Here is a 13,302-nt window from a genome sequence, read left to right as displayed (position 1 = left end):
CCATGCTTAAGAAATTATTTGAGGACATAGAACCGCATTTTGAAGCGGGTGGTAAACTTGAAAAGTGGTACCCACTTTTTGAAGCAACCGCAACTCTGTTCTACACCCCGGGTACAGTAACCCAAAGAAGTTCACACGTACGTGACAGTGTTGACCTTAAGCGCATCATGATTATGGTGTGGTTTGCCGTGTTCCCAGCAATGTTTTGGGGCATGTACAACTCTGGTCATCAAGCTGTTGTTGCTTTGAACCATATGTATCAAGGCGCGCAATTGGCAGAAGTCATTGCGGGTAACTGGCACTATTGGTTGGTCGAAGCTATCGGTGGTACGGTGAGTAGTGAGGCGGGCTGGGGCTCGATGATGCTACTTGGTGCAACTTACTTCTTGCCTATCTACGGTGTGGTATTTGCTGTTGGTGGTTTCTGGGAAGTACTGTTCTGTATCGTGCGTAAACATGAAGTGAATGAAGGCTTTTTTGTTACTTCTATCCTGTTTGCACTGATTGTTCCGCCAACATTGCCACTATGGCAAGCAGCACTGGGTATTACTTTTGGTGTTGTTGTCGCTAAAGAGATATTTGGTGGTACTGGGCGTAACTTCCTTAACCCTGCATTAGCTGGTCGTGCTTTCCTATTCTTCGCTTATCCTGCACAAATTTCGGGTGACGTTGTATGGACAGCAGCAGATGGCTTCTCTGGTGCAACTGCATTAAGTCAATGGGCGAATGGTGGCAGCGGTGCGTTAATCAATAACGTCACTGGCGATACCATCACTTGGCTTGACGCTTTCATCGGTAACATTCCTGGTTCTATCGGCGAAGTTTCTACCTTAGCACTTATGATTGGTGCTGCGATGATTGTTTACATGGGCATTGCTTCATGGCGTATTATTGCTGGCGTTATGCTGGGTATGATTGTTACTTCAACGCTGTTTAACGTTATCGGCTCTGACACCAACCCAATGTTCCAAATGGCTTGGCATTGGCACTTAGTGCTTGGTGGTTTTGCATTCGGTATGTTCTTTATGGCTACGGACCCTGTATCCGCATCATTTACCGATAAAGGTAAGTGGGCTTACGGGATACTAATTGGTCTTATGTGTGTGTTGGTTCGTGTGGTTAACCCTGCGTACCCAGAAGGAATGATGCTAGCAATACTATTTGCTAACCTGTTTGCACCACTGTTTGACTACTTAGTAATTGAGAAGAATGTGAAGCGGAGGCTGGCGCGCTATGGCAAGTAATAACGATAGCATTAAGAAAACGCTGTTTGTTGTTATCGCATTGAGTTTAGTGTGCTCAGTTGTCGTATCGGCAGCCGCAGTATTCTTACGCGATAAACAGCAAGCAAACGCAGTTTTAGATAAGCAGAGCAACATTGTTGAAGTTGCGGGTCTAACTGGAAAAGAAGGCTCTATCCCTGAGTTATTTGCTCAATATATTGAACCTCGTTTAGTTGATTTTGCCACAGGTGATTTTGTAGACGGTGATGCCGCTACATATGACCAACGTAAAGCGGCAAAAGAAACCAAAGGTGATGTATCTATCAAGCTTAGCTCTGATGAGGATACCGCTAAAATTATTCGTCGTGCCAATACAGGCCTTGTTTACCTTGTAAAAGAAGATGATAAGATTTCAAAAATCATTCTTCCTGTTCATGGTAACGGTCTATGGTCAATGATGTACGCATTCGTTGCCGTTGAAACCGATGGTAATACAGTTGCGGGTATTACTTACTACGAGCAAGGTGAAACTCCTGGGCTAGGTGGTGAGATAGAAAACCCTCGCTGGCGTGGTCAGTTTGTTGGTAAGAAATTGTTTGATGATGAAGACAAACCAGCAATTGAAATTGTTAAAGGCGGAGCACCAGCGGGCTCAATGCATGGTGTAGATGGTCTATCTGGCGCTACATTAACGGCGAACGGCGTGCAAAATACCTTTGATTTTTGGTTAGGTGATATGGGCTTTGGTCCTTTCCTTGCCAAAGTTCGTGATGGAGGACTGAACTAATGTCAGCAGATATTAAAGACATGAAAAAGAACCTTCTTGCTCCTGTAATGGACAACAACCCGATCGCCTTACAGGTGTTAGGTGTTTGTTCTGCATTAGCGGTAACTACAAAACTAGAGACGGCGTTCGTAATGACCTTAGCGGTTATTTTTGTAACCGCATTCTCTAACTTCTTCGTTTCGGTTATCCGTCACCACATTCCAAACAGTGTGCGTATTATCGTACAGATGGCGATTATTGCCTCTTTGGTAATTGTTGTCGATCAGGTATTGAAAGCGTACCTATATGACATCTCTAAACAGTTGTCAGTATTTGTTGGTCTTATCATTACTAACTGTATCGTAATGGGACGTGCGGAAGCATATGCAATGAAGTCTGCGCCGCTACCATCATTGATCGATGGTATTGGTAATGGCCTAGGTTATGGTTTCGTATTAATTACCGTAGGTTTCTTCCGTGAGCTGTTTGGCTCAGGAAAACTGTTTGGTATGGAGGTTCTTCCTCTCGTTTCTGAAGGTGGTTGGTATCAACCGAACGGTATGATGCTTCTAGCACCATCGGCCTTCTTCTTGATTGGCTTTATGATTTGGGGTATCCGAATCTTAAGACCTGACCAGATTGAAGCGAAGGAGTAGGCATAATGGAACATTATATTAGTTTGCTGGTTAAATCGATTTTTATCGAAAACCTAGCTTTATCGTTCTTTTTGGGTATGTGTACTTTCCTTGCGGTATCAAAGAAAGTAAAAACATCCTTTGGTTTAGGTGTTGCCGTTATCGTGGTATTGACTATCGCGGTACCAGTGAACAACCTACTTTATAACCTAGTATTGAAAGATAGCGCCCTAGTTGCTGGTGTTGATCTGAGCTTCTTGAACTTTATTACCTTTATCGGTGTTATTGCTGCGTTAGTTCAGATTCTAGAAATGGTTCTAGACCGTTTCTTCCCGCCGCTGTATAACGCGTTAGGCATTTTCCTTCCGTTGATTACCGTAAACTGTGCCATCTTTGGTGGTGTGTCATTTATGGTTCAACGTGACTATAACTTTGCTGAGTCTGTCGTGTACGGCTTTGGTTCTGGTGTAGGTTGGATGCTAGCGATTGTTGCACTTGCGGGTATCCGTGAAAAAATGAAATATTCAGACGTACCTCCAGGGTTACGTGGATTGGGTATTACATTTATCACAACGGGTTTGATGGCGTTGGGCTTTATGTCTTTCTCCGGTGTTCAACTGTAAGTCGGGTAAACGACACAATAAATAAGGAATAGTCAATGCAAAGCATTATTCTTGGTGTAGTGATGTTTACCGTGATTGTACTCGCGCTTGTGCTCATCATTTTGGTGGCCAAATCTAAGCTTGTACCATCAGGTGACGTTACTATCACCGTTAATGGCGATCCGGAAAAAAGTTTTATTACTTCTCCGGGTGACAAGCTACTGAGCGCAATGGCGGGCAGTGGTATCTTCGTATCTTCAGCATGTGGTGGCGGTGGCTCTTGTGGTCAGTGTCGTGTGAAAGTGAAAGCGGGTGGTGGTGACATTCTACCTACTGAGCTGGATCACATCACCAAAGGTGAAGCTCGTGAAGGCGAACGTCTAGCTTGTCAGGTTGCTGTGAAAGCTGACATGGATATCGAGCTACCAGAAGAGATCTTCGGTGTTAAGAAGTGGGAATGTGAAGTTCTTTCTAATGACAATGAAGCGACCTTTATCAAAGAACTGGTTCTTAAAATTCCTGAAGGGGAAGAAGTACCGTTCCGTGCTGGTGGTTATATCCAGATCGAAGCTGACCCTCATCATATTAAATACTCTGATTTTGATGTACCTGATGAGTACCGCGAAGACTGGGATAAGTTTAACTTATTCCGCTACGAGTCTATCGTTAAAGAGCACTCTATCCGTGCTTACTCAATGGCTTCATACCCAGAAGAGAAAGGTCTGATTAAACTGAACGTGCGTATCGCAACGCCTCCGCCAAACAACCCAGACGTACCACCGGGCATCATGTCCTCGTATATCTGGTCATTAAAAGCGGGAGATAAGTGTACTATTTCTGGACCATTTGGTGAGTTCTTCGCTAAAGAAACAGATAATGAAATGGTATTTATCGGTGGTGGTGCAGGTATGGCTCCAATGCGTTCTCATATCTTTGACCAGCTACTGCGTCTTCAGTCTAAACGTAAAATGACATACTGGTACGGTGCTCGTTCTAAGCGTGAAATGTTCTACATCGAAGATTTCGATAAGCTAGCGGCGGACAACGATAACTTTGAGTGGCATGTTGCGTTATCGGATCCATTACCAGAAGATAACTGGGACGGTTACACTGGCTTTATTCACAACGTAATTTATGAAAATTACCTGAAGGATCATGATGCTCCTGAAGATTGTGAATACTACATGTGTGGTCCACCAATGATGAATGCAGCCGTGATCGGTATGCTGAAAGATCTTGGTGTAGAAGATGAAAATATCTTACTAGATGACTTTGGTGGTTAATTTATACCATTAATGGATATCGGATGTGGCTGGCCCTTTAGGGTCAGCCATTTGTTTTTGAGCAATGCCCAACTACCTTATATAACAAAAAGGAGAAGGCTATGAAGCCTCGCTCTAATACGTTCGTAACGAAATTTAAATTATTGCTACTGGCGCTAAGTTCGCTGTTGTTTGTAACAGCTTGTAGTGACAGTAGAGAGCAAACGCATTTAACAGGCCCAACAATGGGGACCTCTTATAACGTTAAATATATTAACGCGGACTCGGTTCCGGCAAGTGACGTTTTGCAGAAGGAAATTGACCGCCTGTTAGAGCAGGTCAATGATCAGATGTCTACTTATCGAAAGACATCAGAATTAAGTCGTTTTAATCAGTATAAAAGTTCAGATGAGTTTGCCGTATCTAAAGAGACGGTACTTGTCGTGAAAGAGGCGATTCGCCTTAATCAGCTCACTCTAGGCGCATTAGATGTAACGGTTGGTCCCTTGGTGAATCTATGGGGTTTTGGTCCTGAAGGACGACCTGAAGTGGTACCAAGCGATGAAGAGTTAGTCGCACGCCGTGCGAATGTCGGCATAGAGCATTTAACCGTAACAGAGAAGGGATTAAGTAAAGATATCCCTGATTTATACGTTGATCTTTCCACTATCGCAAAAGGGTGGGGAGTGGATGTTGTTGCCAACTATATTGAGTCTCAAGGTATTGAGAACTACATGGTAGAAGTAGGCGGAGAGATCCGCATGAAAGGCAAAAACCGCGAGAATATCGGTTGGCGAATTGCTATTGAAAAACCTGATGTTGATCAACGAGCGGTTCAAGAAATTATTGAGCCGGGTGATATGGCCGTGGCAACTTCTGGTGATTATCGAAATTACTTTGAGCGTGACGGTATCCGTTATTCACATATCATCGACCCAGAAACGGGCAAACCAATCAATCATAAAGTCGTTTCAGTCACCGCATTACATCCTTCTTGTATGACGGCAGACGGCTTAGCTACTGGATTGATGGTGTTGGGCGAAGAAGTTGCGATGAAAGTGGCAAACGAACATGATCTGGCCGTTTTTATGCTTGTTAAGACAGAAGACGGCTTTAAAGAAGTCTATTCAGATGCGTTTTCCCGTTATCTGAAAAAGTAAGTTAATTAATTAGTAGGTGTTTTAGTGAATACATTTCTTATTACATTTGGTGTGTTTTTATTGGTAATTACCGCTATGGCGGTAGGCTATATCTTCCAGAAGAAAGTTGTTAAAGGCAGCTGTGGTGGACTTGGCGCTGTGGGTATCGACAAAGTGTGTAACTGCCCTGAACCGTGTGATGCACGTAAGCGTAGAGAAGCAAAAGCTGCTGCAAGAGCAGCTAAAATGGCTGAATGGGATAAGGATCGTATTGCTTAGTCATTTGTAATATCGCTTCTGTAACCTCAATGTGGGATAACAGAGTTGTCGTCGCTTGTTTTTGCAATGAATAAACCAGCACAACGACTCAAACTATCCTAGATTGAGGTTAAACTAAGCAATCATCGTTATAAATCACTTGGTTTCGACCATTCTCTTTTGCCAGATACAACCTATCGTCTGCATGGCGTATCATGGTATCCAAGTTGCGAATCGCTCTAGTTGCACCAATGCTAATCGTGAGATTAATCTGCTTGTTGAGATAGTCAATCGGCGTTTTTTCTACCCGCGTGCGTAACCGTTCTAGTCGCTGTACGAACTGTTCATAATCGCCGTAATTGATAATACAAAACTCTTCCCCGCCGAATCGAGCCACCAAATCTTCGGAAAAGTAGATAGAGATAATATGGCTTAAAGTAACTAGTGCTTGATCGCCTCCCTCATGGCCATAATGGTCGTTTATTTTCTTAAAGTAATCGATGTCCAACATGGCGACATTACAGTTATCTTTGGATGTTGAAGCGTGCTGGAACAGATAGCGTCTATTCCATAATCCAGTCAATGCATCTTGGTTGGCCATTTTATACAACTCATCACTGATGTCTCTCATCTCCAGCATATTGTTGATACGGCAAAACAGCTCTTCTTGGTTAAATGGCTTATGCAAAAAGTCATTCGCGCCAGCTTTGATAAAGCGCGCCGTAATGTTGTGAGACTCACTACTGGAAATACCTAATATGGCCAATTGAGATCGATCATATTGTCGACGAATCTCTCTTGTCATAGTAATTCCATCTTTAACGGGCATATTGTGATCTGCGATGATCAAGGTAATATCTCGGTGTTGTTGCAGCAATTCAATCGCCTGCTGCCCGTTCTCCGCTTGCAGTGTGGTGATATATTGATGTTCTAATAGTGTGGCTAAATGTTGTCTGACAACGTTAGAATCGTCGACGATGAGCGCCTTATGATGTTTATTATTGTTTAAGCGAGATATTAAAGGCAATAGATAGGAAACAGATGCCATATTCTCTTTTAATATGTAGTCTATGACCCCTTTTTCTAAAACGGAATCTCTTGTCTGCTCGTCAAAATTAGCGGTAAGAACAACCACTTTTAACTTTTTGGTTAGTGCATAATCGATGACTTCGCCATGTTGGGCGTCTGGTAGGCAATAATCTAAAACTGCACAGAGGAAGTTTACGTCTTTATCGATGATCTCTTTGGCCTGCTGAAATGACTCACACAACACCACTTGTATGTCGATTTTCGAAAACTGGGATTCAAGATAGCTGCGATAAACCTTGCTATCTTCCACAATCAAAACTCTATTGTTCAATGTACTCTCCTATATAAGCTATATAAAATATAGCCTGTATAGCTATGAGTGTCTGGTGCAATTTCAAATATTTAGAATGTCAGCAAAATAGATTATACTGTATTTATGTACAGTTAATGGTTTTGTAATCGTGCCAGATAAAAGAGTTGTGGCAGAGAGCGATGTGGCAGAGAAAGTGACAGATCAAGAGAAGAGTACTAAGCAGAGAAAAATTATTCATGTGGACATGGACTGTTTTTATGCTGCGGTAGAGATGCGAGACAATCCTGACTATCGTGATCGCCCTATAGCGGTGGGTGGAAAAGAGCGTCAGCGAGGTATTATTAGTACTTGTAACTACCAAGCGCGTGAGTTTGGTGTGCGCTCAGCCATGCCGACCGGCCAAGCGATTAAACTCTGTCCTCAACTGTTGGTTGTTCCAGGCAGGATGCAGGTATATGTCTCCGTTTCTGGTCAAATTAGAGAGATCTTTCAGCGTTATACTCAATTGATTGAACCGCTTTCATTAGATGAAGCGTTTTTAGATGTGACGGACTGTGAAAAGCTACACGGTTCTGCAACACTGATTGCCGAAGCGATACGCAGGGATATATGGCAAGAGTTACATCTTACGGCTTCTGCCGGCGTTGCTCCGATTAAATTTTTGGCTAAAGTGGCTTCCGATATGAACAAACCTAATGGTCAGTTCGTGATTCCACCGGAAGAGGTACAAAAAGTAGTAGATAAATTGCCATTAGAGAAAATTCCCGGAGTGGGGAAGGTTGGTCTAGAGAAGCTTCATCAAGCAGGCTATTTTATTTGCGAAGATATTAAAAACAGTGATTACCGTGAGTTGTTGCTTCAATTCGGTCGACTCGGTGCTTCGCTGTGGAATAAAAGTCACGGTATAGATCACCGCTCAGTTGAACCAGAGCGAGAACGAAAATCGGTGGGAGTAGAACGAACCTTTAGCCAGAATATCGCCACTTATCAGCAGTGCTGGCAAGTGATTACCGATACTTTATATCCCGAATTAGACAAACGTTTAGCGAAAGTGGATGCCAATAAACGGATTGTAAAACAAGGCATTAAAGTGAAGTTTGCGGACTTTCAACAAACCACGATAGAACATGTTCATAATGAGCTGGATCTCGATTACTTTAGTCAATTGTTAAAAGAGATTCTTAAACGTCAGAAAGGTAGAGAGATACGCTTACTTGGATTAAGTGTTATGCTGAAACCTGAAGACCAAAATCGTCAACTGACGTTGCAGTTGTAACCACTAAAATAGAATTTGGATGTAAGAACCTATCTTGAATGTAAATGTGAATAAGACAGAACTACTCAATGTAATTTTAGATGAGTTATATGCTATACATAAAATCGCCTGTAGTGCGACACAAAGGGCGATTGACGCGGCGACCGACGAAGAGACGATACCAGAACACAAATATGATACTTTGGCGTTAGAAGCTTCTTATTTAGCGCATGGACAGGCGTTGCGAGTACAGCAGAGTGAAGCAGATATCGCGGCATATCGTACATTAGCTGCGAACCCGCATCATGTTAAACATCGTTGCGAAACGGATAGCCAAGCTACTGTCTCATTAGCAAGTATTGTCACCGTATGCGATGAAAACGATATCGAGCAGCTTTTTTTTGTGGGTCCGTGTGCCGGTGGTGTGTCGGTTTGCTATCAGGGAAATAAAATTGTTATTGTTACCAGCAAAGCGCCATTAGGTGGTGCTCTATTAGGAAAAAGTGTCGATGATGATGTTGAACTTGTGCTAGGAAACAAAAAAGTTTGCTATACCATAGTCGATATTATTTAGATTTCGTCTCAGATTAGACTTAACCTTAACTTACCAGCGTATTGAGGGAACCATGAAAAAAACAGTGTTAGCGTTAATGATGTTTGTAGCAGTTAATGCTCATGCCCAAGTTCAAGGGCAGTGTAATGTGGACATTCAAAACGAAGTGCATTTAGATGGCAATAAAGTAGAGATTTATCAGCAAGACTCCCCTCAAGTACTGATTGATAAAGACAATAATGTTTTTATTAATGGTGAAAAGCTGGATTTAGACGCTGTTCAGCGGGAAGCGGTTGAGAAGTATCGTCAAAGCATGAACGAGTATCTGCCTAAAGCGAAAGAGATTGCCAGAAATGGCTTAGATCTTGCGAAAAGTATATTAGATGATATATCTGCCAGTTTCAGTGATTCAGCAGCATTTAATAGTGTTAAAGAGGCGCTTGAAGAGTTCTTTAATGGTCTAGAAAAACGTTACCAAAAAGGCAACGAGTTTGTATTGCAAGAAGCCGCTTTTAGTGACGCAATGGCAAATTGGAAAGAGGATTTTGCCGAAGCGAAAAAGACCTTCAATGCAGAGTTCTTTAGCAGTGCTTTTGATGCATTGACGGAGAAGATGAAGCAAGAGGGCGGTATTAACTTAACGGAGTTAAAGGATAAGCTGGCTGACTTGCAAAGTACCTTGGATGATAAAATTAGCACGCAATCTAAAGAGATTAAGCAGGATGCAGAGCAGTATTGTGATGATCTAGAAAAAGTAGCAGAAGAAGAGAAAATGCTACATGAAAAAATTCCACAACTGAAAGATTACAAAGTGTTTTTGATTTAGCCCGGTGTAGCGGTAACAACAGAGAATAGAGAGGCGAGCCATTACGGCTCGCCTTTTCACTACTTTAACCCGCCGAACATAGCTATTTATCTAAACTGTTTTGCTTCAGGCAAAAACTCAAACCCCGCAGTTGCCAACTTCTCTTCCAACGCCTTTCGGTCAATATCGAAAAACTTGACCAACTCATCTAGGTCGCCATCAAAATCATCTCTAAGTTTTAAATTAACGATACTCATAAGCATTATGGTATCCATGCTGGCGAAGTTCGACAAATCCATAATAGGTACCTTAATTAATCTTGATGATCGGATATAAGCAAGTTTGCCGCGGCAAAGGCTGCTCTTTCTCTACTTGCCAAGGGAAGTGACTCATCCGCAGCAATATCATTTAATGTTTTTAAAGCACAGGTGATGGCTTGAGGTATATAACCTTGGTCGCCACTGCCTATTTGAGCATATAGTTCGCGAACCAGATTGCAGCAGTCGTATATTTTCATTATCAATTCCTAAATGGCAATATCCGTACAACACTTATTGCTCGTTTAGCACCTTGCTAAACCAGTATGTTGTACGGAGATATACTCAAAAACTTTGAGCTTACTGAGGTATATTCGTGTTTAATGGCAAAGAATATACCGCTATAGCGGAACAAGCTCAAGGTTGAGAAATAATGTTAGCTACTTACTTGCTGCTCAAGTTGCAAAACCAGATCATCCGCTAGACCTAACTGTGTTGCGAGCTCTTTTAAGTAGGCTTTTTCCATAAAGTTCTGCTCATCCGCAACCAATAGTGAAGCGAGGTAGACTTCTGCAGCTTGCTCCGGTGATGAGACATTTTGTGCCACTTCACTTGGATCAAGAGGTTTCTCTAATTCGGCGGTGACGAGGTTATTAACTGCGTCATCAGCGCCTAAGCTGGCAATGGCTTGCTGGATTTTCTGTTTCTCTTCTTCATCCACATGACCATCAGCTTTGGCGGATGCAATCATCGCTTTAAGTATTAATACGCTGTGTTGGTTTTCCTCAAGAGATGAACTGGAACTGGGTTCTGTCGCCGTTTGTGGCTGATCTCCTTGTTGAGACTGCCAGTCGTTATAAACTTTAAATGCTAATGCGCCAAGTGCTGCCGCACCACCGACACCAGCTACCTTTTTGCCCATTTTGCGTGCCTTCTTTGAACCCATTAATAACCCAACTAATCCGCCACCGACGGCACCAGCACCAAGTGCAGAGAGGTTATTTTTATCTTTTGCCATATTGCCAAGGCCAGATGCGCCTTGCTTAATTGATGTTGAGCCCTGTTTGACTAGATCAGAATTTAAAGCTTGGTTGAGTAAGTTTTTTAAATCCATTGTTCACCTCATTATGTATTAACACCGATCGCATTAATTATGTCGCGAAAACAAGTTCGACGACGCAGACCTTTCTTAGAACTTGATGTCTCAAGGGGCAAAATTCAATCATATTTACATTTCTATACAAAATTTACCGTCTAGTTCACTTTATTGCGGTTGTGCTTTGTATGGTCTAAGGAAAAGTGTTTATCAAATTTATGTCTTAGGTTAGTAGCAGAGGCGAGAATTTGGCAACAATAAGAAGAGATAAGGCAAAAAAAAACTGCCATTGGCAGCTTTTTTAATCAGTCACTGTTAATAACGAGCTATTTAAGCTGGCTGCGAATATGTTCTACAGCACTGCTCATTTCGATCGCCACTTTTTCACCGTTACGACGGTTCTTATATTCGAAGTTGCCTTCGTCCATGCTGCGATCACCGATAACGATAGTATGAGGAATCCCGATGAGTTCCATGTCTTTAAACATGACACCCGGACGCTCTTTACGATCATCAAACAGTACTTCAATCCCTTGTGCCGTTAAATCGCTGTACAGCTTCTCTGCGGCCTCTTTCACTCGCTCGGATTTATGCATATTCATCGGTACAATCACAACTTGGAATGGCGCTATGGCTTCTGGCCAGATAATACCAAACTTATCATGGTTCTGTTCAATTGCAGCAGCGACAACGCGTGTACAACCAATACCATAACAACCCATTTCCATTACTTGGTTTTTGCCATCAGCACCAAGAACGGTTGCATTCATTGATTTAGAGTAGTTATTACCTAGCTGGAAAATATGACCAACTTCGATGCCACGCTTAAGTTGAATAACACCTTGGCCACATGGGCTAGGATCACCTTCAACAACGTTACGTAAGTCTTCAACCTGACCTAATTCAAGGTCACGATCCCAGTTAATACCGAAGTAGTGTTTGCCGTCAATATTTGCGCCGGCAGCGAAGTCACTCATGGCAGCGACACTGCGATCTACGATAAATGGCAGTTTAAGTTCTACGGGACCTAATGAACCAGGGCCGGCACCAACTAGTGCTCGAATCTCTGCCTCTTCAGCCATCTCTAACGGAGAAGCAACTTGAGGTAAGTTTTCTGCTTTGACTTCGTTTAGCTCGTGATCGCCGCGAATAATGAGGGCAACAATATCGGCATCAACTTCTTCAGACGCTTTTACATATAGCGTCTTCACGGTTTTCTCGATAGCAAGACCATGTTGTTCAACCAGTTCTGCGATGGTTTTTGCATTTGGAGTATCAACCAGTACCATCTCTTGGCTTGGTGCTTGACGACCTTCGGCTGGAGCTAACGCTTCTGCTTTTTCTATATTGGCGGCGTAATCTGATTCGCTAGAGAAAGCGATCAAATCTTCACCACTTTCTGCTAGTACGTGGAATTCATGAGAACCACTACCGCCAATAGAGCCTGTATCGGCTAAAACCGGACGGAAGTCTAAACCCATGCGGCCAAAGACATTACAATATGCTTGGTGCATTTCGTTGTATGTCTCATTCAAGCTCTCTTTATCTAGGTGGAAAGAGTAGGCATCTTTCATGATGAATTCGCGTGAACGCATAACACCAAAACGTGGACGAACTTCATCACGGAACTTGGTTTGAATCTGATAGAGATTCAGCGGAAGTTGTTTGTATGATTTCACTTCATTGCGAATCATATCGGTAATGACTTCTTCGTGTGTGGGGCCCAGTACAAACGGTCGTTCATGGCGATCTGCAATTCGTAGTAATTCGGGGCCAAATTTGTCCCAACGCCCTGTTTCTTGCCATAGTTCAGAAGGTTGAACTACGGGCATCAGCGTTTCTACAGCACCTGCATTGTTCATCTCTTGGCGAACAATATTTTCGACTTTACGCAGAACACGTAGACCGGTTGGTAGCCAAGTATAAAGACCTGAAGCTAGCTTGCGGATCATACCTGCACGTAACATTAGCTGGTGGCTAATGACTTCTGCGTCGTTTGGAGTCTCCTTCAGAGTTGAAAGAAGATATTTACTGGTACGCATTTATGGTATCCGTTTGTCTTGATTAAAAGAAAGGCGACAGCGTGTGCGGTGGCCAATTAAGCCAGTA

General features: G+C 42.8%; 15 protein-coding genes. 10 read left to right on the top strand and 5 right to left on the bottom strand.

Annotated elements, in window-relative coordinates:
* Positions 1–2 precede the first annotated feature (2 nt).
* The 7 genes from CHJ_RS11210 to nqrM all read left to right on the top strand — a co-directional run bounded on the left by CHJ_RS11210 (position 3) and on the right by nqrM (position 5,906).
* Positions 3–1,244, top strand: coding sequence for an NADH:ubiquinone reductase (Na(+)-transporting) subunit B (locus tag CHJ_RS11210; RefSeq protein WP_171751405.1), 1,242 nt, complete (start codon positions 3–5; stop codon positions 1,242–1,244).
* A complete protein-coding gene (locus CHJ_RS11205; protein ID WP_171751406.1) occupies positions 1,234–2,010 on the top strand; it encodes a Na(+)-translocating NADH-quinone reductase subunit C in 777 nt (258 codons plus the stop codon). Before CHJ_RS11210 ends, CHJ_RS11205 begins: the two co-directional genes overlap by 11 nt.
* Positions 2,010–2,645: an NADH:ubiquinone reductase (Na(+)-transporting) subunit D gene (locus CHJ_RS11200; protein WP_171751407.1), complete on the top strand. Its 636-nt coding sequence runs from the start codon at positions 2,010–2,012 to the stop codon at positions 2,643–2,645. Before CHJ_RS11205 ends, CHJ_RS11200 begins: the two co-directional genes overlap by 1 nt.
* Before the next feature lie 5 nt (positions 2,646–2,650).
* Positions 2,651–3,247: an NADH:ubiquinone reductase (Na(+)-transporting) subunit E gene (gene nqrE / locus CHJ_RS11195; RefSeq protein ID WP_171751408.1), complete on the top strand. Its 597-nt coding sequence runs from the start codon at positions 2,651–2,653 to the stop codon at positions 3,245–3,247.
* A 35-nt stretch (positions 3,248–3,282) separates the two neighbouring features.
* Complete coding sequence (gene nqrF / locus CHJ_RS11190; protein ID WP_171751409.1) at positions 3,283–4,509, top strand: NADH:ubiquinone reductase (Na(+)-transporting) subunit F; 1,227 nt, start codon at positions 3,283–3,285, stop codon at positions 4,507–4,509.
* Between the two features lie 101 nt (positions 4,510–4,610).
* Positions 4,611–5,648 carry an FAD:protein FMN transferase gene (locus CHJ_RS11185; protein ID WP_317917693.1) on the top strand — a complete coding sequence of 346 codons (1,038 nt, stop codon included), beginning with the start codon at positions 4,611–4,613 and terminating at the stop codon, positions 5,646–5,648.
* Positions 5,649–5,672: 24 nt separating this feature from the next.
* Positions 5,673–5,906 carry a (Na+)-NQR maturation NqrM gene (gene nqrM, locus CHJ_RS11180; protein WP_171751411.1) on the top strand — a complete coding sequence of 78 codons (234 nt, stop codon included), beginning with the start codon at positions 5,673–5,675 and terminating at the stop codon, positions 5,904–5,906.
* A 109-nt stretch (positions 5,907–6,015) separates the two neighbouring features.
* Here nqrM and CHJ_RS11175 read toward each other — a convergent pair whose 3' ends face one another.
* Positions 6,016–7,245, bottom strand: coding sequence for a diguanylate cyclase (locus tag CHJ_RS11175; RefSeq protein WP_317917692.1), 1,230 nt, complete (start codon positions 7,243–7,245; stop codon positions 6,016–6,018).
* A gap of 175 nt (positions 7,246–7,420) precedes the next feature.
* Here CHJ_RS11175 and dinB point away from each other — a divergent pair, with 175 nt between their 5' ends.
* The 3 genes from dinB to CHJ_RS11160 are packed head-to-tail and all read left to right on the top strand — an operon-like array spanning position 7,421 to position 9,861.
* Positions 7,421–8,503 (top strand): DNA polymerase IV, encoded by a 1,083-nt coding sequence (dinB, locus tag CHJ_RS11170; protein ID WP_317918110.1) that lies wholly within the window; start codon positions 7,421–7,423, stop codon positions 8,501–8,503.
* Positions 8,504–8,549: 46 nt separating this feature from the next.
* A complete protein-coding gene (locus tag CHJ_RS11165) occupies positions 8,550–9,056 on the top strand; it encodes a GreA/GreB family elongation factor (protein ID WP_317917691.1) in 507 nt (168 codons plus the stop codon).
* Positions 9,057–9,108: 52 nt separating this feature from the next.
* Entirely contained in the window at positions 9,109–9,861 is a 753-nt protein-coding gene (locus CHJ_RS11160; protein WP_171751413.1) for a DUF2884 family protein, read from the top strand.
* 86 nt (positions 9,862–9,947) lie between these two features.
* Here the strand turns inward: CHJ_RS11160 and CHJ_RS11155 are convergent, their stop codons facing one another.
* From CHJ_RS11155 to CHJ_RS11140, 4 genes are all read right to left on the bottom strand, one after another.
* Positions 9,948–10,139, bottom strand: a complete 192-nt coding sequence (locus tag CHJ_RS11155; protein WP_171751414.1) for a DUF4250 domain-containing protein — start codon at positions 10,137–10,139, stop codon at positions 9,948–9,950.
* A 14-nt stretch (positions 10,140–10,153) separates the two neighbouring features.
* The gene (locus CHJ_RS11150; RefSeq protein ID WP_171751415.1) at positions 10,154–10,357 is read right to left on the bottom strand and encodes a YaeP family protein; all 204 of its coding nucleotides are present in this window, start codon (positions 10,355–10,357) and stop codon (positions 10,154–10,156) included.
* Positions 10,358–10,533: 176 nt separating this feature from the next.
* Positions 10,534–11,211 carry a tellurite resistance TerB family protein gene (locus CHJ_RS11145; RefSeq protein WP_317917690.1) on the bottom strand — a complete coding sequence of 226 codons (678 nt, stop codon included), beginning with the start codon at positions 11,209–11,211 and terminating at the stop codon, positions 10,534–10,536.
* 308 nt (positions 11,212–11,519) lie between these two features.
* Positions 11,520–13,235, bottom strand: coding sequence for a proline--tRNA ligase (locus CHJ_RS11140; protein ID WP_317917689.1), 1,716 nt, complete (start codon positions 13,233–13,235; stop codon positions 11,520–11,522).
* Positions 13,236–13,302 lie beyond the last annotated feature (67 nt).

Source organism: Vibrio sp. MACH09, from assembly GCF_033238805.1.
Taxonomy (GTDB): domain Bacteria; phylum Pseudomonadota; class Gammaproteobacteria; order Enterobacterales; family Vibrionaceae; genus Vibrio.
Note: the sequence above shows the minus strand (reverse complement) of the source record. Positions and strands in the feature narration are given on the sequence as shown.

Excerpts from the sequence above, each read along its gene's own strand:
- CHJ_RS11210 (WP_171751405.1), top strand. The coding sequence starts at position 3 with ATGCTTAAGAAATTATTTGAGGACATAGAACCGCATTTTGAAGCGGGT.
- CHJ_RS11205 (WP_171751406.1), top strand. The coding sequence starts at position 1,234 with ATGGCAAGTAATAACGATAGCATTAAGAAAACGCTGTTTGTTGTTATC.
- CHJ_RS11200 (WP_171751407.1), top strand. The coding sequence starts at position 2,010 with ATGTCAGCAGATATTAAAGACATGAAAAAGAACCTTCTTGCTCCTGTA.
- nqrE (WP_171751408.1), top strand. The coding sequence starts at position 2,651 with ATGGAACATTATATTAGTTTGCTGGTTAAATCGATTTTTATCGAAAAC.
- nqrF (WP_171751409.1), top strand. The coding sequence starts at position 3,283 with ATGCAAAGCATTATTCTTGGTGTAGTGATGTTTACCGTGATTGTACTC.
- CHJ_RS11185 (WP_317917693.1), top strand. The coding sequence starts at position 4,611 with ATGAAGCCTCGCTCTAATACGTTCGTAACGAAATTTAAATTATTGCTA.
- CHJ_RS11160 (WP_171751413.1), top strand. The coding sequence starts at position 9,109 with ATGAAAAAAACAGTGTTAGCGTTAATGATGTTTGTAGCAGTTAATGCT.
- CHJ_RS11155 (WP_171751414.1), bottom strand. The coding sequence starts at position 10,139 with ATGGATTTGTCGAACTTCGCCAGCATGGATACCATAATGCTTATGAGT.
- CHJ_RS11150 (WP_171751415.1), bottom strand. The coding sequence starts at position 10,357 with ATGAAAATATACGACTGCTGCAATCTGGTTCGCGAACTATATGCTCAA.
- CHJ_RS11145 (WP_317917690.1), bottom strand. The coding sequence starts at position 11,211 with ATGGATTTAAAAAACTTACTCAACCAAGCTTTAAATTCTGATCTAGTC.
- CHJ_RS11140 (WP_317917689.1), bottom strand. The coding sequence starts at position 13,235 with ATGCGTACCAGTAAATATCTTCTTTCAACTCTGAAGGAGACTCCAAAC.